18 protein-coding genes are annotated in these 20,716 nt (G+C 70.7%); 9 read left to right on the top strand and 9 right to left on the bottom strand.

Annotation, left to right across the window (positions count from 1 at the left end; translation table 11 throughout):
* Positions 1-29 precede the first annotated feature (29 nt).
* The 3 genes from accC to aroQ are packed head-to-tail and all read right to left on the bottom strand — an operon-like array spanning position 30 to position 2,323.
* The gene (gene accC / locus RIC31_RS13950; RefSeq protein ID WP_350108438.1) at positions 30-1,370 is read right to left on the bottom strand and encodes an acetyl-CoA carboxylase biotin carboxylase subunit; all 1,341 of its coding nucleotides are present in this window, start codon (positions 1,368-1,370) and stop codon (positions 30-32) included.
* A 45-nt stretch (positions 1,371-1,415) separates the two neighbouring features.
* On the bottom strand, positions 1,416-1,856 hold the full coding sequence (locus RIC31_RS13945) for an acetyl-CoA carboxylase biotin carboxyl carrier protein (RefSeq protein WP_350108436.1): 441 nt from the start codon (positions 1,854-1,856) through the stop codon (positions 1,416-1,418).
* On the bottom strand, positions 1,853-2,323 hold the full coding sequence (gene aroQ / locus RIC31_RS13940; RefSeq protein WP_350108433.1) for a type II 3-dehydroquinate dehydratase: 471 nt from the start codon (positions 2,321-2,323) through the stop codon (positions 1,853-1,855). Before aroQ ends, RIC31_RS13945 begins: the two co-directional genes overlap by 4 nt.
* A 333-nt stretch (positions 2,324-2,656) precedes the next feature.
* Here aroQ and RIC31_RS13935 point away from each other — a divergent pair, with 333 nt between their 5' ends.
* The 3 genes from RIC31_RS13935 (at position 2,657) to RIC31_RS13925 (ending at position 7,399) form a co-directional block, all read left to right on the top strand.
* On the top strand, positions 2,657-3,739 hold the full coding sequence (locus RIC31_RS13935) for a methyl-accepting chemotaxis protein (protein ID WP_350108430.1): 1,083 nt from the start codon (positions 2,657-2,659) through the stop codon (positions 3,737-3,739).
* Positions 3,740-3,845: 106 nt separating this feature from the next.
* On the top strand, positions 3,846-6,977 hold the full coding sequence (locus RIC31_RS13930) for a hybrid sensor histidine kinase/response regulator (protein WP_350108427.1): 3,132 nt from the start codon (positions 3,846-3,848) through the stop codon (positions 6,975-6,977).
* A gap of 2 nt (positions 6,978-6,979) precedes the next feature.
* Positions 6,980-7,399, top strand: a complete 420-nt coding sequence (locus RIC31_RS13925; RefSeq protein ID WP_350108424.1) for a response regulator — start codon at positions 6,980-6,982, stop codon at positions 7,397-7,399.
* 4 nt (positions 7,400-7,403) lie between these two features.
* On the opposite strand, the gene RIC31_RS13920 is transcribed toward RIC31_RS13925, so the two are convergent.
* Positions 7,404-8,573 (bottom strand): AGE family epimerase/isomerase, encoded by a 1,170-nt coding sequence (locus tag RIC31_RS13920; RefSeq protein ID WP_350108420.1) that lies wholly within the window; start codon positions 8,571-8,573, stop codon positions 7,404-7,406.
* 5 nt (positions 8,574-8,578) lie between these two features.
* Positions 8,579-9,505, bottom strand: a complete 927-nt coding sequence (locus RIC31_RS13915) for a LysR family transcriptional regulator (RefSeq protein WP_350108417.1) — start codon at positions 9,503-9,505, stop codon at positions 8,579-8,581.
* A 128-nt stretch (positions 9,506-9,633) separates the two neighbouring features.
* On the opposite strand from RIC31_RS13915, the gene RIC31_RS13910 reads away from it, so the two are divergent.
* The 5 genes from RIC31_RS13910 to RIC31_RS13890 all read left to right on the top strand — a co-directional run bounded on the left by RIC31_RS13910 (position 9,634) and on the right by RIC31_RS13890 (position 14,633).
* The gene (locus RIC31_RS13910) at positions 9,634-10,269 is read left to right on the top strand and encodes a VOC family protein (RefSeq protein WP_350108414.1); all 636 of its coding nucleotides are present in this window, start codon (positions 9,634-9,636) and stop codon (positions 10,267-10,269) included.
* A gap of 23 nt (positions 10,270-10,292) precedes the next feature.
* Positions 10,293-10,673, top strand: coding sequence for a RidA family protein (locus RIC31_RS13905; protein ID WP_350108411.1), 381 nt, complete (start codon positions 10,293-10,295; stop codon positions 10,671-10,673).
* 295 nt (positions 10,674-10,968) lie between these two features.
* Entirely contained in the window at positions 10,969-11,829 is an 861-nt protein-coding gene (locus RIC31_RS13900; protein ID WP_350108408.1) for a transglutaminase-like domain-containing protein, read from the top strand.
* Positions 11,826-12,761, top strand: a complete 936-nt coding sequence (locus RIC31_RS13895) for a transglutaminase family protein (RefSeq protein WP_350108405.1) — start codon at positions 11,826-11,828, stop codon at positions 12,759-12,761. Before RIC31_RS13900 ends, RIC31_RS13895 begins: the two co-directional genes overlap by 4 nt.
* 102 nt (positions 12,762-12,863) lie before the next feature.
* On the top strand, positions 12,864-14,633 hold the full coding sequence (locus RIC31_RS13890) for an ATP-binding protein (protein WP_350108402.1): 1,770 nt from the start codon (positions 12,864-12,866) through the stop codon (positions 14,631-14,633).
* A gap of 18 nt (positions 14,634-14,651) precedes the next feature.
* On the opposite strand, the gene RIC31_RS13885 is transcribed toward RIC31_RS13890, so the two are convergent.
* From RIC31_RS13885 to RIC31_RS13875, 3 genes are all read right to left on the bottom strand, one after another.
* A complete protein-coding gene (locus RIC31_RS13885) occupies positions 14,652-16,499 on the bottom strand; it encodes a diguanylate cyclase (RefSeq protein ID WP_350108399.1) in 1,848 nt (615 codons plus the stop codon).
* 225 nt (positions 16,500-16,724) lie between these two features.
* A complete protein-coding gene (locus tag RIC31_RS13880) occupies positions 16,725-17,399 on the bottom strand; it encodes a hypothetical protein (RefSeq protein WP_350108396.1) in 675 nt (224 codons plus the stop codon).
* Between the two features lie 166 nt (positions 17,400-17,565).
* A complete protein-coding gene (locus RIC31_RS13875) occupies positions 17,566-18,081 on the bottom strand; it encodes a MarR family winged helix-turn-helix transcriptional regulator (protein ID WP_350108393.1) in 516 nt (171 codons plus the stop codon).
* Between the two features lie 143 nt (positions 18,082-18,224).
* On the opposite strand from RIC31_RS13875, the gene hppD reads away from it, so the two are divergent.
* Entirely contained in the window at positions 18,225-19,316 is a 1,092-nt protein-coding gene (hppD, locus tag RIC31_RS13870; RefSeq protein WP_350108390.1) for a 4-hydroxyphenylpyruvate dioxygenase, read from the top strand.
* Between the two features lie 79 nt (positions 19,317-19,395).
* Here the strand turns inward: hppD and RIC31_RS13865 are convergent, their stop codons facing one another.
* Positions 19,396-20,700, bottom strand: coding sequence for a class I SAM-dependent methyltransferase (locus tag RIC31_RS13865; RefSeq protein ID WP_350108387.1), 1,305 nt, complete (start codon positions 20,698-20,700; stop codon positions 19,396-19,398).
* Between the last annotated feature and the right edge of the window lie 16 nt (positions 20,701-20,716).

The raw sequence follows: 20,716 nt of genomic DNA, 5'->3' as shown, positions 1-20,716 counted from the left end.
GGCGCCGCGGCCGGCGCAACCCGCGGCCGTCAGGTATCCAGGAAATCGCGCTCCAGCCAGCGGATGTGGTAGTCGCCGTTCAGGAAGGCCGGGCTGGCCATCAGGCGTTGGTGCAGGGGAATCGTGGTCGGCAGGCCCTCGATCACGAACTCGTCCAGGCTGCGGCGCAGGCGCAGCAGGCATTCGTTCCGGTTGGCGCCGTGCACCACCAGCTTGGCGATCAGGCTGTCGTAGTGCGGCGGCACCGGATAGCCGGCGTACAGCGCGGAATCGACCCGCACCCCGAGGCCGCCGGGCACGTGGTAGTCGGTGACCTTGCCGGGCCGCGGCTGGAAGGTCACCGGGTCCTCGGCGGTGATCCGGCACTCGATGGCGTGGCCGGTGAAGCTGATGTCCTTCTGCGCCAGGCCGAGCGGCGCGCCCGAGGCGATCTGGATCTGCAGCCGGACCAGGTCGATGCCGGTGATCGCCTCGGTGATCGGGTGCTCGACCTGCAGGCGGGTGTTCATCTCGATGAAGAAGAACTCGCCGTTCTCGTACAGGAACTCGAGGGTGCCGAGGCCGCGATAGCCCATCTTGGCGATGGCGTCGACGGCGCGCCGCCCGATGCGCTCGCGCTCGGCGGCGTTCAGGGCCGGCGACGGCGCCTCCTCGACGACCTTCTGGTGGCGGCGCTGGATCGAGCAGTCGCGCTCGCCGAAATGCACCACCGAGCCGTGGGTATCGCCGGCGATCTGGATCTCGATGTGGCGCGGCCTGGACAGGTAGCGCTCCATGTAGACTTCGTCGTTGCCGAAGGCCGCGGCCGCCTCGCGCCGCGCCATCAGGAACGCCTCCTCCAGGTTCTCCGGGCCCTCGGCGACCTTCATGCCGCGCCCGCCGCCGCCGGCGGCGGCCTTGACCAGGATCGGGAAGCCGATGCGCTCGGCCTCGGCGCGGGCCTGCTCCAGGGTCGCCACCGCGCCCTCGGTGCCCGGCACGCAGGGCACGCCGAGCTCGATCATGGTGCGCTTGGCGGTGATCTTGTCGCCCATCGCCTGGATGTGTTCCGGCGTCGGGCCGATGAACACGATGCCGTGGGCCTCGACGATCTCGGCGAAGGCCGCGTTCTCGGACAGGAAGCCGACCCCGGGGTGGATGGCGTCGGCCCCGGTCACCGCCGCGGCCGACACGATCGCCGGGATGTTCAGGTAGCTGTCGCGCGCCGGCGGCGGGCCGATGCACACGCTCTCGTCGGCCAGCCGGACATGCATGGCGTCGGCGTCGGCGGTGGAGTGTACCGCCACGGTCTTGATCCCCATCTCGCGGCAGGCGCGATGGATGCGGAGCGCGATCTCGCCGCGGTTGGCGATCAGGACCTTCTCAAACACCGGCGCGTCCCGTTCCCGTGAGGGCCTGGTGGCGACTGACCCCGATCACTCGAGCACCACCAGGGTCTGGCCGTATTCGACCGGCTGGCCGTTGTCGACCAGCACCGACTTCACGATGCCGGCGCGCGGCGCGGTGATCGGGTTCATCACCTTCATGGCCTCGACGATCAGCAGCGTGGAGCCCTTGGTGACCTTGCTGCCGGGCTGCACGAACGGCGCCGATCCCGGCTCGGCCGCCAGGTAGGCGGTGCCGACCATCGGCGACGGGACCGGGTCGCCGGACTCCGCCGGCTCCTTCGCCGCCACCGCCGGGGCCGACGCGGCTGCCGGTGCGGCGATCGCCGGGGCCATGGCCGAGACATGGACCGGCGGGCGGGCCACCCTGATCTTCAGGTCCTTGGTCTCGTATTCGAGCTCGCCGAGGCCGGTCTCCTCGAGGAGGGCCGCCATCCGGCGCACGAGGTCGTCGTTGAAGTCCGTGCTCACGCGTTGCTCCCGTCCTCGTCGACGACGCCGACCAGCCGTGCCATCGCCTGCAGGGCGAGGAGGTAGCCGTGGGCGCCGAAACCGCAGATCACGCCGACCGCCACGTCGGAGATGTAGGAGTGGTGGCGGAACGGCTCACGCTTGAATGTATTCGAGAGGTGCAGCTCGATCACCGGCAGATCGGTCAGCGCCAGCGCGTCGTGGATCGCGACCGAGGTGTGGGTGTAGGCGCCGGCATTGATGACGATGCCGGCGTGCTCGTCGCGCGCCTGCTGGATGATCGACACCAGCTCGCCCTCGAAATTCGACTGTCGGAAGTCGACCTCGAGTCCCAGACGGTCGGCCTCGGCGGCGCAGTTGCCTTCGATCTGGGCGAGGGTCGTGCTGCCGTAGATCGTCGGTTCGCGGACCCCGAGCATGTTCAGGTTCGGACCGTTGAGGATCAGGATATCGGGGCGGTCGGCCACGGACTTGTCTCCCGGTGATAGCCGGGCGGCGTTATACCACGCGAAAACCCGGCTGCAACGCAGCGGCGCAGGAGCGGGCCGCCGCGGCGGCGCGACCGTGGCCGGCCGGCGCGAATCGCGGACGGATGCGCGGGATGCTCGCCGCGGCCGATGGAACGTCTCGCCGCCGCGGCGGCCCGGTCGATTAACCTTTCGTTAAATCCGGCTTGCTGTAGTCATGCGCGAATTGCGGTCGGTGTCTCGACGTCCGGTCGGTCCCACGCTTCGCTTGGCGGGTCTCCTCACCGGGACCGCGAAGCGAATCGTATTCCGTCCATCACGCCGAGATCCTCCATGAATGCCCTGTCCGCACCGTCCGGTGCAGATCGCGTTTCCGGCAATGCCAGTGAACTCGATGCCACCGATCCGGAGCAGATCGTCCGGTTGAGCGAGCAGGTCGGGCGGATCAGCCGCGAGAAGATCGCGGCGATCCAGTCGATCACCGGCCGCACGCGCATGCTCGCGCTCAACGCGCTGATCGAGAGCGCCCGGGTCGGGGAGCTCGGACGCGGCTTCGCGGTGGTGGCCGACGAGGTCAAGGGGGTGTCGGGCGAGATCGCCGCGCTCGCCGACGCGCTCGAGGCGGAGCTGTCCTCGAAGACCATCCTGCTGGAGACCATCGGCCGCCAGGTCGTCGACCATCTCAAGGGCCAGCGCCTGGTCGACCTTGCCCTGAACGCCATCGAGCTGATCGACCGGAACCTGTACGAGCGGACCTGCGACGTTCGCTGGTGGGCGACCGACAGTGCCGTCGTCGACTGCCTGCAGGCGCCGGGGGAGGCGGCGGCGGCCCATGCGGGCCACCGGCTGGGCGTGATCCTGTCGGCCTACACGGTCTATCTCGACCTGTGGATCTGTGACGCAGGGGGGCGTGTGGTGGCCAACGGCCGGCCGGACCGCTACCGGGTCGCGGGCACCGACGTGTCCGGGGAGCCCTGGTTCCGCGACGCGATGAGGACCGCGACCGGCGACGACTACGCGGTGGCCGACATCGCGAGCAATGCGCAGCTCGCCGGCCGGCCGGTGGCGTCCTACGCCGCCGCGATCCGCGAGGACGCGAGGCTCGACGGCCGGCCGCTCGGTGTCCTGGGGATCCACTTCGACTGGGGGCCGCAGGCCGACGCCATCGTGCGCGGCGTGCGGCTGTCCGAGGCCGAGCGGGCGCGCACCCGGGTCATGCTGGTCGACGCCCGCAACCGGGTGATCGCCGGCACCGGCACGGGCCTCGCGGCGGGCGAGACCTTCGACCTGAAGACCGATGGCCGGGCCTCCGGGACCTACCGGCTGGCGGGCGGCGGCACCGTCGGCTTCCACCGGACGCCGGGCTACGAGACCTATGCCGGGCTCGGATGGTACGGCGTGCTCGTCCAGACATGAGCTGCCACGGCCGCGGATATCCGGGATTTGCGGAAATTGCTTTCGAACAAAATCAATCAGTGCAAGATGAGCGCTGCGCAGGCTTAGACGGGTTCAGCACCGGCCGATGAAGCGTTGGCTCTCCACCGTTCTCGCCGCGCTGGCGATCCTGGGTGCCGGTGTCGGCGTCTCCTTCGTGGTGTACCAGGAGCAGAAGAGCGCCCTGGTCGACGAGGCGTCCGGCGACCTGCGCCGCGCCTCCAAGGCGTTCGTCCGCTCCCTCGACAACGTGTTCCAGCCGGCCCTCACGCTCAGCCAGGCGGTGCTCGACTCCGGCATCATGCGCCGCGATCCCGACGACATGGCCCAGCATTTCTTCAGCGTGGTGATCGGGCCGGTCCGGCGGTTCGAGCAGGTGAACGGGGCCTATCTGGGATTTCCCGACGGCCGCTTCCTGCATCTCCAGGACCTGGATTTCGGCAGCGAGACGCCCGGGAGCGAGACGCCCGGGGCCGAGGGAGAACGCCCGGCTGCCGTGATTCGCCGCCGGGTCATTGCCGATCCGGCGGTCGACCGCATCGGGCAGTGGCAGCGTTTCGACCCGGAAACCGCGGGCTGGACGCCGGTCGGCGTGCACAGTCAGCCCTACGACCCGCGCGAGCGCCCCTGGTATCGGGCGGCGGTCGACGGTGGCGGCCCGACCTGGACCGATGCCTACGTGTTCTCGTCCAGCGGCAAGCTCGGCGTAACCTACGCCCAGCCGCTCTACGACCGGTCCGGCGCGGTGTGGGCGGTGTTCGGGGTCGACCTGTCGCTGGCGTCGCTCTCCCGCACCCTGGTGCTGACGGCGGACGCGCTGGCCGAGATCGGCGACTTGGTGTTCGCCACCGATCTCGGCGAGAAGATCCTCGGCCATCCCGACTTCCTACACCACGCCGCGGAGATGGACCGCGACACCGACGCCTTCCTGTCGCGCTACCGCAGCCCGGAGACCTTCGAGAGCACGGTGCTCCGGGCGGTCAGGCATCCGGGCGACGTCGCGGTCTTCGAGGCCGAGGGCGGGTCGTTCCTGGCGACCAAGGCGCAGCTCGATCCGACGACCGCCATGCCGTTGCAGATCTTCCTCGCGCGCGACATGGAGGCGGTCCTGGCCAGTGCGGTCACGGCGGTCCGCCGGAACGTCGCCCTGGCGTTCCTTGCCATCGTGGTGTTCGGCACCGTCGCCTTCTACGCCCTCAAGCTGCGGGTCGAGGCGGCGGCACGCGAGCGGGCCGAGGCCGAGCTGATCGAGGCGCGCGACATCGCCGAGGCGGCGACCCAGGCCAAGTCCAGCTTCCTCGCGACCATGAGTCACGAGATCCGGACGCCGATGAACGGTGTCATGTCGATGGCCGAGCTGCTGTCGCTCACCCGGCTCGACGGCGAGCAGCGCCGCATGGCACGGATCATCTCGGACTCCGGGGCGGCCCTGCTCACCATCATCAACGACATCCTCGATTTCTCGAAGATCGAGGCCGGCAAGCTGGAGATCGAGCGGGTCGGGTTCTCGCTGGCCGAGGTGGTGGACGGCTCGGCCGAGCTGCTGGCGTCGCGGGCCGAGGACCGGGGTCTCGACCTGGTCGTCGACATCGACCCGGCCCTGGTCGACGGTCGGATCGGCGACCCGACGCGCATCCGGCAGATCCTGCTCAATCTCGGCAGCAACGCCGTCAAGTTCACCGAGCGGGGCCGGATCGCCATCCGGGTGACGGCGGCCGGGGACGACGACGCCGTGCTGCGTTTCGAGGTCAGCGACACCGGGATCGGCCTGACCCCCGAGCAGCAGGGCAAGCTGTTCCAGGCCTTCGTCCAGGCCGACAGCTCGACGTCGCGCAAATACGGCGGTACCGGGCTCGGCCTGTCGATCTGCCAGCGGCTGTGCGAGCTGATGGGCGGCCGGATCGGCGTCGAAAGCGCATCGGGCGCCGGATCGGTGTTCTGGTTCGAACTGCCGCTGGAGCCGGACGCCGAAGAGCCGCCCCAGGGCATGCCCGAGTTCCGGTCCGCCGCCGTCGCGCTGGTCGGGCTTCCGGACTTCGTCGCCGACGTCGCCGAGCGCAACCTCCGGGCGGCCGCGGTCGGGTCGGTCGGCAGGGCGGCGACGCTGGCCGAGGCAGAGTCCGCCGACCTCTGGATCGTCGGCTGCCACGTGCCGGGCCTGGCGGCGGGTGCGCTGGAGCGGGGCGGCGGCAGCGTGGCGATGGCCGGCCGGCGATCGGAGATCGCCGCCCTGGCACCCGAGGTCAGGGCGGCCGCCGCGGTGCTGCTGACCCTGCCGCTGTCGCGCGCGACGCTGTGGCGGGCGCTCGCGGTCGCACTCGGCCTTGAGGCGCCGGACGAGGTCGAGGTCGACCAGCGCGCCGACATGGCGTTCGCGCCGCCGGACGAGGAGGAGGCGCGGGCCGCCGACGCCCTGGTGCTGGTCGCCGAGGACAACGAGACCAACCAGGTGGTGATCCGGCAGATGCTGGCGCGCATGGGCTTCGCCTGCGAGCTGGCGGACAACGGCCGGATCGCGCTGGACATGCTGGCGGCGGATGGCGGCGGATACGGCCTGCTGCTGACCGACTTCAACATGCCGGAGATGGACGGCTTCGAGCTGGCGCGCGCGATCCGCCGCCGCGAGGCCGGTACCGGATCGCGGTTGCCGATCGTCGCGCTGACGGCCGACGCCCTGGCCGGCACCGAGGAGGCCTGTCTGGAGGCCGGCATGGACGGCTACCTGACCAAGCCGGTCGACAGCCGCCGGCTCGGCACCATGCTGGCGGGCCACCTGCCGCAGGCGCTGGCGCTGCGCCGACCGGCCGCGACCGGCCCGGAGCCGGCATCCGAGCCAATGGTCGGCGCCGACTGGGATCCCGACATCTTCGACCCGGCGCCGCTGACCGAGACCTTCGGCGGCCTCGACCGGGAGGCCACGGACCTGATCGTGGGGGCCAGCGAGAGCTGGGGGCCGCGGATCGAGACGATCGGCACGGCACTGGCCGCCGGCAACCTCCCGGCCGCACGCGGCGCGGCGCACGCGCTGAAGGGGGCGGCACTGTCGGTCGGCGCCGCCCGGCTCGGCCGCATCGCGTCGGACATCCAGGACATGCTGGACGCCGGCGACACTGAGATGGCCGGGCTGATGGCCGACGTGCTGGCCCCCACCCTGGACGAGTTCAAGGCAACCCTGCCGGCCATTCTTCGCCATTCGGAAAAGCAAAACGCCCGGAGCTGACGATGTTCGACCCGAACTCTGAGCAACCGTACGAGAACCTGCGCGTCCTGGTGCTGGAGGACGAGAGCTACATCCGCACGATCATCTGCCGGCTGCTGCGGCAGATCGGGTTCCGGCTGATCAACGAGGCCGAGAACGGGGTCGACGGCCTGCGCGAGATCATGCGGGTGCGGCCGCATCTGATCCTCTGCGACATCCATATGGAGCCGATGGACGGCATCACCTTCCTGCGCAAGCTGCGCGGCCTCGGCAGCGACCCGCTGACCCAGGTGCCGGTGATCTTCCTGACCGCCGACAAGCAGCGCGAAACCGTGGTGTCCGCCAAGGAACTGCGGGTCGACGGCTACCTGGCGAAGCCGGTGTCGCTGAAGACCCTGAAGGACCGCATCGACCACGTGCTGCTGCAGCGCCGGGCCGGATAGCCGATCACCGTCCCGCGTCGCCGCCGGCCCTCAGCGCCTCGGTCAACGCGAACGACAGGTGATAGCAGGTGCTGGCCGGCAGGCTCGCGTCGGCGACCGTCATGTCCCGGTGCAGGCGCTCGGCCCAGCGGCCGTCCGGCCGGAGGTAGCGGCGGCACAGCAGCGCGATCAGGGATTCCGGGGTCTCCCCGAACGCCTCGACGCAGCCCGGCAGGACGGTGGCCGCCTTGATCGTCTCGCCGAGTGGCCACAGCCGCTTGCTCGGAACGATGGCCTGCCCGCCGGTCCGGTCGATCTGGTCGAACAGCCCGCCGGTACCGGGATCCCAGCCGAGCCGGAGGCCGTTGCCGAACAGCGCTCGGCACGGTCCGTCGAGGTCGTCGCGCCCGGCGAGCCGTCCGTACCAGTTCAGCAGCCAGGCCCATTCCGCCTGGTGGCCCGGCTCGGCGACGTGGCCCTTGACGGGATGCGGCTCGAGGTCGTGCCCGAGATGCTCCAGGATCAGGCCGTCGCGCAGGAACGACCGCTGGGCCCGCCCGACGACCGCGTCGGCGATCGCCAGGGCGTCGCGGCGGCCCGACCGCTCGAACAGCAGCAGCACGGCCTCCAGCAGGTGCATCAGCGGGTTCTGGTCGACGCCGTCGCTGATGTCGCGCCCGGCGCGGTCGAGAACGGTGCGGTACAGGCCGTCACCGCATCTGAACCGGCTCTCCACATAGGCCAGGGTGCGCTCCAGCTCCGCCTCGACGTCCCGGCCGAGGCAAGAACCGTAGGCGGTCAGGCCGAGCAGCACGAAGGCGTGGCTGTACAGAACCTTGTCGGCCGAGACGACCCGGCCGTCGAGGTCGGTCTTCTCGAACCAGCCGCCCTGCTCGCGGTCGGCGAAGCGCTCGACCAGATGGCGGTGGATCCGGTCGGCATGGTCTGCGAATCCGGCATCGTCGAGCCGTTCGGCCCATGTCGAGTACACATAGAGCTGGCGCGCGTGCACCATCGACCGCCGGTACGGCGTCGGGTCCGGGGCCAGGTCGGGCGTGAGCCGTTCCACCAGGCCGCCCCGTTCACGATCCCAGCCATGCCGGGCGAAGATCGTCAGGGTGCCTCGCGTGAACCGGTCGCGGAAATCGGCCAGCGCCGGGGGCGTGGCAGGCAGGCGGTCGCTCGCTCGGCCCATCGTCGTCACGCCGCGCTGCTGGAGCGGCCGTCCGGAAGGCTTCCCGCCGACACCTCGAGTTGACCGGCCTGCACCAGCCAGTCCAGCAATGCGCGCTCCTCCGGACAGTCGAGCCGCCCGGGCGGGCAGAGCGCGTACCAGCGCGACGCCTGTACCGACGGGCCGCCCGCGACCGGCATCAGCCGGCCGGCGGAGAGGGTGGTGCTGTCCTCCACCGACGACGCCAGCACGACGCCGCGGCCGAGCTCGGCGGCCCGCACCGCCAGGTCGCGGCGGGCGAAGGCGATGCGGCGCAGGGCGTCGAATGCCGGCATCCCGTCTCCGCCGAGGGCCTGCCGCCACAGCCTTTCGTCGTCGGCGATCAGCAGGGTGGCGTCCCGCAGCCTTTCGGGAAGCGCGCGTGCGGGTGCGACGGCCGTCGGCGCCTCGGCCGGGAACCGCAGGTCGTCGACCAGATGAGTGGCCGTCAGTTCCGGATGGCTGGACAGCCCGGGCAGGATCGCCACCGCCGCGCGCCCGCGCAGCACCGCGTCCGGGCCGCTGGCCTCGGCGATCTTCAGGGTCAGGGAGGGGTGCATCGCCTGGAAGCCGTCGAGTGCGGGCAGCAGCCAGTTGACCGCGAACTCCGGCGGGGCGGCCACCACCAGCGGGGTCCCGGCCTCGCGCGGCGCCACCGACTGGGTGGCGATCGAGATCACGTCGAAGGCGTGGCGCAGCGGCGTGAGGTAGCGTTGCCCGGCCTCGGTCAGCATCAGCCCCTGATGCACCCGCTCGAACAGCGCGACGCCGAGCAGGCGCTCCAGCGAGCGGACCTGCTGGCTGACGGCGCCCGGCGTCACCCGCAGTTCGCCGGCGGCCGACTTGAAGCTCAGATGCCGGGCCGCTGCCTCGAAGGCACGGAGCGCGTTCAACGGCGGCAGTCGATAGGTCATGTCCCGGTTATAGCGCGCCGCACGGACCGGCGCGGGAGAGAAATTCTGGCCGGCGATCGCAGAACTACTGGTTTGCGTGGACGGACGCGGTGTCCGACGTTGACGCCCGATCGACGGAGGGAGACGACATGCTGCGCCTGGACCATTTGACGGTCATCGCGCCGACCCTGGCGGAGGGGGTCGCCCATGTCCGGGCCTGCCTCGGCCTGGAGCCGCCACCCGGCGGAAGCCACCCCGAGATGGGGACCCACAACCACGTCATGCGGCTCGGCGACGCCCTCTACCTGGAGGTCGTCGCCGTCGACCCCGACGCCCCGGCGCCGGCCGGACCGCGCTGGTTCGGGCTCGGCGACGCCGCCGCCGTTCGGTCGGACTGGGAGCGAGGGCGCCGCCTGCGCGGCTGGGTCGCGGGGACCGTCGACATCGATCTGGTGCTGGCCCGACACGGCAGCCTCCTGGGCGACGCGACGTGGGTCTCGCGCGGCGGCAACCACTCGCGGTTCGCGGTGCCGCCGGATGGCGGCCTGCCGCTCGACGGCGCACTGCCGTCGGTGATCGAACGGACCGGGCCACCACCGGCGGCGCGGATGCCCGACCTGGGCGCCCGGCTGCGCGGATTCGTGCTCGAGCATCCCGATCCGGACCGGGTCGCGGCGCTGTACCGGGATCTCGGGGTCGACCGCGGGCCCGAGTTGCGGGCCGGGCCGGAGATCCGCTACCGCGCCCTGATCGACACGCCCGGCGGCGTGCGAACCCTGACCTGAGCCGCTTCGAGAGAGGACCGATCATGATCACCCATCACAACCCGAGCGCCGTCTACCCGCCGGCCGGCCCGTATTCCCACGGCGTCGAGCTGGCCGGGTTCTCCCGGCTGCTCTGGATCTCCGGCACCATGGGGCTGGCTCCGGACGGCGCGGCCGCCGACGGCTTCCAGGCGCAGTGCGAGCAGGCCTGGGCCAATATCGGTGCCGTGCTGGATGGCGCCGGTATGACCTGGGCGAACCTGGTCAAGGTCACCTGCTTCCTCGGCGACCGGCGCGACCGCGACGTCAACGCCGCGATCCGCAACCGGGTGCTGGGCGACCACAAGGTCGCGGTGACGGTGGTGGCGGTGAACTTGCTCGACCCGGCCTGGAAGCTGGAGATCGAGGCGCTGGCGGCGGTCTGAGTAATCGACTGTGATATTGTTGTGTACTCGGTCTCGAAACGGATCTGTGCAGTCATTACTATTTTGCTGTTCGAAATTTATATTTTGAATTTCAAATCAATGATGCCTATCTAGAAGGACACAGGCCGAGTCCAGCCGGTCGCGGTTGCAGCCTGCGCGCCCATTCTCATTCCTGTCACGACGCGCCATGCCGGCGCCCCGGTTTCCGTTCCGGCGGGGTCCGGGGTCCGCCGGCGTTCCCCGACCCTACGACCGCGCGTCCGAACCGCGCGACCACGCGCGAAGGCGATCGATCATGAAACTGCGCATCGGATACGACCTGGTCTACGACTGTCCGCAGCCGACCCCGATGATGCTGACGCTGAATGTCCACTTCACGCGGGTCAGCGACGTGGAGGTGCCCGATCACCTGGTCACGGATCCGCGCGTCCCGCTCAAGGCGTACCGCGATGCGTTCGGCAACTGGTGCAGCCGCATCGTCGCGCCCGCCGGACGGCTCCGGCTGCGGGCCGACGCGGTGATCTACGATACGGGCGAGCCCGAGGAGGTCGTCCGGGTGGCCGAGCAGCACGAGGTGCAGGACCTGCCGGACGAGTGCCTGGTCTTCCTGCTCGGCAGCCGCTACTGCGAGACCGACCGGCTGTCCGAGGTTGCGTGGCAGTTGTTCGGTCAGTCGCCCCCGGGGGCCGCCCGGGTCCAGGCGATCTGCGACTATGTCCATCGGCGCATCGTGTTCGACTACGAACACGCCCGCTCGACCCGGACGGCGGCCGAGGCTCACGACGAGTGCCGGGGCGTGTGCCGCGACTATGCGCATCTGGCGGTCGCGTTCTGCCGTTGCATGAACATCCCGGCGCGCTACTGCACCGGATATCTGAGCGACATCGGGGCGCCGCCGCCATACGGGCCGATGGATTTCGCGGCCTGGATGGAGGTCTATGTCGGTGGGCGCTGGTGTACCTTCGACCCGCGCAACAACACGCCTCGCATCGGCCGGGTCCTGATGGCGCGAGGCCGCGATGCGGCCGATGTGGCGATCAGCAACACCTTCGGGCCGAACGTCCTGTCGACGTTCACCGTCTGCGCCGAGGAGATCGCCGAGCCGGACGACCCGGCCGGGCTCGGCCATGCCGCTGCCGGTGGGAGTCGGCAGTGAACCGCATCGACCGAACCGGGGTACGGCTGCTCACCGTTCGCCACGTCACCGAATACAGCTACCGGGAACCGGTCGGCCTCGGCGAGCATCGCATGATGTTCCGGCCGCGCGAGAGCCTCGATCTGCGGCTAATCCGGACCGAACTCGATATCTCGCCGCGCCCGGCCAGTCTGCGCTGGCTGCACGACGTGTTCGACAACTCGGTCGCCATCGCGACCTTCGACGTGGCGACCGCGGAACTGCGCTTCGACAGCACCGTGACGATCGAGCATCGGGAAACCAAGTTGCCCGACTATGTGCTCGACGACCGGGCGCGGAACTACCCGTTCAGCTACTCCGAGGACGACCGGCCTGACCTCGCCGGCGGGCTGACGCGCCGCTACGCCACCCCGGCGGTCGACGCCTGGGCCGCACGGTTCGTCGACGCGCGGCGCGAGATCGAGACCCTCCCGCTGCTGCACGCCATGACCTTCGCCATCAGGGAGGCGTTCGACTACGAACGGCGGCTGCAGAAGGGCGTGCAGACCCCGGCGGAGACGCTCGAGCGCGGCCGCGGCAGCTGCCGCGACTTCGCCCTGCTGATGATCGAGGCGGTCCGTTCGCTCGGCTTCGCAGCCCGCTTCGTCAGCGGCTACATCTTCGTGCCGGAGACCGATCCGGACGACACGGTCGGCGGCGGTGCGACCCATGCCTGGCTGCAGGTGTATCTGCCGGGCGCCGGCTGGATCGACTTCGACCCGACCAACAGCATAGTCGGCAACCGCAATCTCGTCCGGGTGGCGGTCGCCTGGGATTCCCGGCAGGTCCTGCCGCTGTGGGGGACCTACGTCGGGTCGGCGTCGGCGTTCGAGCGCATGGACGTCGCGGTCAGCGTCGTGGAGAGCGACCAGCACGATCCGGCGGGGGCCGATCCGGTCGGGCAGCCGGCATAGCCGCCAGCGAGAGGTCCGGGAACCCGGCCGCTTTTCCTTGATCCCTCCGCCGGGTTTTCCGATGCTGCATCCATAGCGGGTGGTGGCGGGGAGGCGGGGACGATGGCGGGGCTGCGGGGACTGCTGTCCGTCTTGCTGATGGCGGCGCTGGCTGGCTGTGTCACCGGCGGTGGCAAGCGGACCAGCCAGACCTATGTGCTGGGCGAACAGGCCCGGGACGGCGTCACAAGCGGCGGCAAGCGGGTCAAGCACATCAGCGAGGCGCCGCTCGACGTCCAGACCTTCGTGTGGGGCAACCAGGCGCGCGACGCCCTGAGCAAGGCGGACCCCGACGGCGTCGTCTCGGCCATGCAGAAGGCGATCGAGGCCGCCCGCGCCCGGAACGACGCCGACAAGGAGGCGGAGCTTCGCGAGCGGCTGGCGGGCATGCTGATCTCCGGCGGCTGGCCGGATCGCGCCCGCGACGTGCTGAACGAGGCCGTGCTGATCGCCGAGACCGGCCGGCGCCATGCCGCCGCGGCATCCGCCCTGGTGATGCTCGCGAAACTCGACCTGCGGCAGGGCAACAGCGGCTCGGCGACCGGCAGGCTGCAGGGGGCGGTCGCGAAATACGACCTCGCGGAAGCCGACTACGGTGCCGTGAACACCCGGCTGATGCTGGCCCGCCTCCTGCTGTACGTCGATCCTCCGCGGGCGGTCGCCGTGCTGGAGGAAGCCCATGCCCGTGCCGCCGGCAAGGACACCAGCGCGTTCCTGTCCCTGCGGCTGCAGACCGCGATGACGCTCAGCGACGCCGGTTTCGCCGTCCGGAACAGCGAGGCCGGCAACCGGTATCTCGCCGAGGCGAAGGCCCTGGCGGAGGCGAATCCGAAGCAGCTTGGCGGCTACCGTGTGGCGATCCTGGTGGCGCAGGCGAGGGCGGCGGCCCGCGAGGGCGACCTGGAGGCCACGGACCGGCTGCTGGCGAGCGCGGCCGGGCTGGTCGACGATCCCGGGCACCCGGTCTTCAATCGCTCGGCCGAGCTCACCAGGCTGGCGGACCGGATCTGGGCGCTGGGCTATGTCGATGCGGCCTGGCAGGTGGCGCGCCGGGCGGCCGACATAATCGACAACGAGGCCGCCAAGGCGAAGGATCCGAAGAAGCTCAGCTTCGGGCTGCTCGACGGTGGCGTGGCCGCGCCGTTCGTGCAGCTGGGCGAGATCGATCGCGGCCGCGGGCGGTTCGCGGCGGCGGCCCAGGCGTTTCGGCGCGGCCTGGAACTGCTGCCGGAGTCGGATACGCCGGACCGGATGTCCAGCTTCCTCGCCGGGGTGCTGCCGGAGGGCGATGCGGTCTGGCGCATGCGTGTCCGGGCCGAGATCGGCCTGGGACGGGTGTCGGAGGCGACCGGGGACGCGGCCGCGGCGATCGGGCATTTCGAACGCGCCCTGGCCACGGCCCGCCGGCGCGACGATTTCGGCCTGGCGGCGGCGGCCGAGATCGGGCTGGCCCGGGTCCGCGGGGACAAGGCCGCGAACAAGGCACTGGCGGCGCGCTATGCGGTCTGGGCGCAGTCGCGCGATGCGGCGAACGAGGCGCAGCAGGCGGCGGTGCTGATGGATCTGGCGCTGCTCGTCGAACCGGACGACGAGCGGGTGGCGACATGGCTCGGCGTGAAGGCGATGGAGGCGAACGCCAAGGCCGGCGGCACCCTGGCGACCTATATCGAGGGCCAGCGGCTGTTCGGGCGGCTGCTCGCGAAACGCGACCCGGAGCGGTCCCGGGCCCATGCCGAGCATGCCGACGAAGCCCAGAAGCGCATGGACTTGCGCGCGAACCGCGTCGTGCCGATCGCCTGGGGACCGCTGTCGGTCCCGAAGGCGGGCAGCTGATTCGGGCCGCGTCGCGGATCAGCAGATCGCCGTCGCCGGTCCGGGCGGCGGCGATCCGGCCCGCGTGACGCGGTTGCGACCCGCGTCCTTCGAGCGGTATAGCGCCTCGTCGGTCCGCCGCAGCAGGCTGGTCACGTCGTCGTCCGCGATCACCGCGGCGACCCCGAAGCTGGCGGTGAAGTTGCGGGGCCCGGCAGGCGTCTCGAACGCGAGATCGGCGAAGGCCTGACGCAGCCGTTCTGCCAGCAGGCAGCCGCCGTGCTCGTCGGTCTCGGGCATCAGCACCACGAACTCCTCGCCGCCGAAGCGGGCGACCACGTCGACGTCGTCGCGTACCTGGCCGCGCAGCAGGCGGGCGAGGTCGACCAGGACCTTGTCGCCGAAGTCGTGCCCGTAGGTATCGTTGACCGACTTGAAGTGGTCGACGTCCAGCAGCGCGACCGCGGCCGGCTGGCCGTATCGCCGGAACAGGGCGAGCGCCTGCTCGAGCCGCTCCATGAAGACCCGCCGGTTGTAGAGGCCGGTCAGCGGGTCGGTGGAGGCCAGGCGCTCCAGTTCCCGCCGCAGCGCGTACTCGTCGGTCAGGTCCAGCATGGCCCCGGCGATGCCGGTGGGACGATCCGCCGGATCGCGCATCAGGGCGCGGTGCACGACGAACCGGCGGCGCCCGCGGCCGGCGGTTTCGACATCGCCCTCGTACATCTGGTTGGTCTCGCTGCCGCTGAGCAGGCGGGCGTTGTGCTCGCGCAGGAACTTGGCGACATGCGGCGGCAGGATATCCTCGGGCCGCTTGCCGACGATGGTCTCGGTGGTTTGGCCGTAGACCGCGGCGTAGTGGCGGTTGGCCCGGTTCAAGGTGCCGTCCAGGTTCCAGTAGAACAGCGGCACCGGCACCGCCTCCATCAGGTCGGCGACGAAGCGCTGGGCGGCCTGGGCCTGGCCGCGGGCCTCCTCGATGTCCTCGACCAGCGAGACCAGGTTTTCCGCCTGCTCCTGCAGCGTCTCGTTGGCGAACAGCAGGTCGGTCTGCTGCCGTTCCAGCTGGTCCATCATCCGCCGCATCTCGGTGATGTCGGACAAGGTGACCACCAGCTTGTCGCCGGCGCGGACGGTGGACAGCCGGAAGGTTCGGGTTTCGCCTTCGAGTTGCGCCGAGAGCTCGAACTGTCGGGGTTCCCCGGTCGCCATGACCTCGCGGTACACCGGCAGCCGGCCGGTCGCCTGCGGGTAGACGGTGCTGACGAGATTGCCGACCAGGGAATCCGGCTCGCGGTTCAGGATGCTGCCGGCCCGCCGGTTGACGATCAGGTAGCGGAAGTCGTCGACGCCGCCATCGCCGCCGCGCACCGGCTGCAGGACGACGATGCCGTCCATGCTCGCGTCCATCAGGCCGTCCAGGATCTCGGCCTTGCGGTCGAGCGGGACGTTGTAGCAGACGATTACGCGGTCGCCGGCCCGGCTGCGGACCGGCATGATCAGCCGCTCCCAGCTCACCACGGCGGCGACGTGCTCGGCATGGTGCACGGTGTAGAGCGGGCGGCCGCTCTCGATGACCTCGCGGTATTTCCGTTCGAAGAACGCGCCGACCTCGCTGCGGAAGTCGCTGGTCAGCCGGCCGGTCATGTCGAAGCCGGCGGCGGCCGCGATCCGGAAGCCGTAGTGGGCATAGCGGAATGCCCCGTCCCCCGGCTCCATCACCATCAGGTGGCCGGCGAGCGTCGGGCGGGCTTCCGGGTCGAATGCCGCGAAGGCGGGCAGGTCGTCCCCGACGGCGAGGTCCTGCCACTCCCGGTACAACCTGGCGATCACCGGATTGGCGACCAGCCGGTCGATGGACTCGGACAGCTCGGTGTGGACGATGCTCATGGCCGCTCCCAGGAGATCGCTTGCGCGGGTCGCCGTTCGCCGACTGGCGCCGATGACCGGCGGCGGTTGTGCGCGGGAACGCCCACGCCCAACCACGGTCCCGGACCATAACGCTTCTGGAGTTGCCGCGCGCCTACGGGAAAGTCCTAGTGGCGGCCGTCCGACCGCCTCGTCCCGGCCAGGGCCGGGCGTCGACGGTCGCCGGTTCCGGTGACGCCGAGCGGCTCAGCCGCCATACATGCTGCTGCCGATCATCCCGCCGGAAATCGCGCCGAGCCCCTGCATGCCGCGGCGGAACAGGTTGGTGGCGCTCCACCCCATGCCGTTGTGCCCGGCCATCGCGCCGCCCTCGGCTGCTGCTGCGCCGCCCATGGCGGCACCCTCGCCGGCCGCCATTCCGCCGCCACCCATGCCGCCTGCGGCCATACCGCCGGCTTCACCGGCTGCGGCGCCGCCGCCCATTGCAGCGCCCTCGCCGGCCGCCGCAGTAGCCGCCTGGCGACCGCCGGCGGCTGCCATCGCACCGCCTTCGCCGGCCGCCATTCCGCCGCCACCCATGGCCGCGGCGCCTTCGCCGGCCGCCGCTCCGGCGACATGACGGCCGCCGGCCGCCATGGCCGCGCCTTCACCGGCCCACATGCCGCCGGCGGCCATGCCGCCGCCCTCGGCGCCGGTCGCCAAGGCGTAGACCGGCAGGATCAGGCCGTCCGTCACGACTGTCGCGACGATCACGCCAGCGACCACGCCGGTTCCGACCGCCAGCAGCCAGTAGCCGTCCAGCCCGCTCGACGCGGCGGGCGCGGGGGTTGCCGTCTGCGCCGAGGCATTGCCGGCCGCGATCGTGGTGCTCAGCAGCGACGCGACGAACAGTGCCGCAACTCCGGTCCGAATCGCCTTCATGGTGCCCTCCTTGCCGATCGGCGCAGCGGCGTTGTCAACACGGTCGTGCGCGAACCGAATACTCAGTGATCATATTAGTGTAGCCTCAGATGACGATTGGTTGCTACCGCGACGTTTCGGGCATCGATCGAGGTCAATTCACGCGGGTGGCGGCCGGTGCCCGCCGTCAGTCCACGTCGCCGCCGCGCCCGTCGTCGGGGCCGGCCAGCGCCCCGGCTCGCTCGCCGAGGCGATCGAGCAGCCGGTCGAGCAACCGGCGTTCCTCGGCGGTGAAGCCGTCCAGCAGGATCGCCTCGCGGGACCGGGCCAGCGGCACCACCTCGCGGTAGACCGCCGCGCCCTCGGGGCTCATGGCGATGGTGGCGCGCCGGCGGTCCGCCGGGTCGGTGCGGCGGCTGACCAGCCGGGCCGCGAGCAGCCGTTGGATGGCCCGGCTGACCTGGACCTTGTCCATCGCCGAGCGGTCGCGGATCTCGGTCGAGGTCGCCGGCCCGGAATCGCCGAGGATCGCCAGCACCCGCCATTCCGGGATGGTGATGCCGAAGCGGTCGGCATACAGCCGGGCGATCGCCCGCGACACGGTGTTGGCCAGCACCGCCAGCCGGTAGGGCAGGAAGCGGTCGAGCACCAGGCCGTCGGCGGCTTCCGGGGACGGGGCATCGGGTCGGGTGGCGGCGTCCATGGGCCTTGCAGATGGTTTCAGATGAAACTATTATCGAAATTCGTTACAGATGAAACTAACACGGCGACGCCGGCCGCGCGAGACCGCGCCCTCTGGGTGCGCTTTCCGGCCGGCGTCGCCGTCGTCGCGCAGGGAGTGATGCGATGGCTCTTGCCTCCTACCCGCCGGTGCCGCAGGGCACGGCCGAGAACCCGATGGCGACCGACGGCTTCGAGTTCGTGGAATACACCGCCCCGGACATCGCCGATCTGGATCGGCTGTTCACCGCGATGGGCTTCCGGCCGGTCGCCCGGCACCGTTCGAAGAACGTGACCCTTTACCGCCAGGGCGACGTGAACTTCGTGGTCAACGGCGAGCCCGACAGCTTCGCCCAGGCCTTCGCCAGGGTGCACGGCCCGTCCTGCTGCGCGATCGCCTTCCGGGTCAGGGACGCGGCTGCCGCCTTCAAGCGCGCGGTCGCGCTGGGCGCCCGGCCGTTCGAGGGCAAGGTCGGGCCGATGGAACTGAACATCCCGGCGATCCACGGCATCGGCGACAGCCTGATCTACCTGGTCGACCGCTACGGCGAGCGCACCATCTACGACGTCGACTTCGTGCCGGTCGACGGCGAGGAGGCGCAGCCCCGGGGCGTCGGCCTGACCTATATCGACCACCTGACCCACAACGTGCACCGCGGCCGCATGGAGACCTGGGCGGAGTTCTACGAGAAGCTCTTCAACTTCAAGGAGATCCGCTACTTCGACATCGAGGGCAAGCTGACCGGCCTGAAGTCGAAGGCGATGACCAGCCCGTGCGGCAAGATCCGCATCCCGATCAACGAATCCTCCGACGACAAGAGCCAGATCCAGGAATACCTGGACCAGTACAAGGGCGAGGGCATCCAGCACATCGCGCTCGGCAGCACCGACATCGTGGCGTCGGTGGACGGCCTGAAGGCCCTCGGCATGGGCTTCATGGACCCGCCGCCGGCGACCTACTACGAGATGCTGGACGACCGCCTGCCGGGCCATGGCGAGGACGTGGCGGCGCTGCAGGCGCGCGGCATCCTGATGGACGGCGCGCCGACCGCGGACGGCGGCCGGCTGCTGCAGATCTTCACCAAGACCGTGATCGGCCCGATCTTCTTCGAGCTGATCCAGCGCAAGGGCGACGAGGGCTTCGGCGAGGGCAACTTCCGCGCCCTGTTCGAGTCGATCGAGCAGGACCAGATCAAGCGCGGCGTGCTCAAGGGCTGAGCGGCCGGGTTCGGCGGTCCGGGGGCGGTCCCGAGGGTGGCGGTCCCGAAGGTGGCGGTCCCGACGGCGGCCGCGCCGCTCAGGCGGCGTGCCGGCGCCCGACGATGGTCACGTCGAAGGGTTGGCCCGACCAGTCCGGCAGATGCAGCAGGGGGTCCAGCCGGTCGGCCGGGAGGGCCCCGTCGTCGACCTGGCAGTCGACCACCTCGAAGCCGTGCCGCCGGAAGAACCCGGCGAGGATCGTCCGGTCGTAGCCGATCAGGTGGTCGCCGCCCATCTCGCCCACCCGGCCGCCCTCGCGGACCGCCGTGCACGGCACCGCGACGACCAGGTGGCCGCCGGGCTTCACGGCTCGCGAGAACCTGTCGAACAGCTCGTCGGCCCGCAGCACGTGCTCGACCGAGTGCGAGGCATACAGGCAGTCCAGGCTGCGGTCCGGCAGCGACCAGAAGTAGTCGCCGTCGTCGGACAGCTGGGACAGGCCGAGAATGTTCCGTCCGTAGCTGACCTTGGGGCGGTCGAGGTCGCTGCCGGTGGCCTGCGCCCCGAGATCGGCGAGCACCGAGGCCATGACGCCCTCGGCGCAGCCGAAGTCGTAGATCGCCAGTCCCTCGACGCCGCCGAGCAGCTTCTCGATGTACAGCGGCAGCGCCGCCTTCCAGTAGGTGTGGGTCAGCACATGGGCGCGCCCGAAGGTGTCCACGCCGTTCAGGTCGAAGCCCTTGAACGGCGGCGCCAGATAGCGCTCGTCCACGGCGTCGTCGCGCAGCCAGGACATGAAGCGCAGCCCGCAGCCTTCGCATGCCAGGACCGGCGCCCGGGCATCCATGTCGAGCAGCAGTTGCGTGACCATCAGGTGGGCGTGCTCCGGATCGACCGTCGCGTCCGGTATCGCGGCCGCCACCGCCGCGGCGGGATCGATGTAGAACCGGCCGTGCGGGACGCCACCCTCCCGGACCAGGTTGACCCATCCCACCCCGCGCCCGGCCGACCCGCAGTTCGGGCAGGGCGCCGGCGTCGCGGTCCGGGCCTGCACTTCCGCCGCCAGAGCCGCCTGCAGGTCGGAAATATGCCGTCGCTCGAAGGCCATTCCGTTGATCGACGGCCCGTCCATGGCGAGGTGATGCGCGATGTCCACGCGCGGCGGCAGGCCGGCCGCCCGCAGGTTGACCACTGCCCGCAACGCGATGCGCAGCGAGATCATGCAGCGGCGGTCGACCGGCCCCATCCGCTTGGTGCGGGTCACCTCGTCGACCAGGGCGTAGGCCTTGGCCGGGTCGCCGTAATGCAGTTCCTGCACGACGGCCTGGCAGATCTTGCGGAACGGCTCTGACGCGCGCGCGATGAAGTCCTGAAACCGCGTATCCTCGGTGATGTTCGGCATGGGTCAGGCCTTCAGA

The organism is Thalassobaculum sp., assembly GCF_040219615.1.
Classification (GTDB): Bacteria; Pseudomonadota; Alphaproteobacteria; order Thalassobaculales; family Thalassobaculaceae; genus Thalassobaculum_A.
The sequence above is the reverse complement of the archived record's forward strand: the minus strand, read 5'-3'. Positions and strand labels throughout refer to the sequence as shown.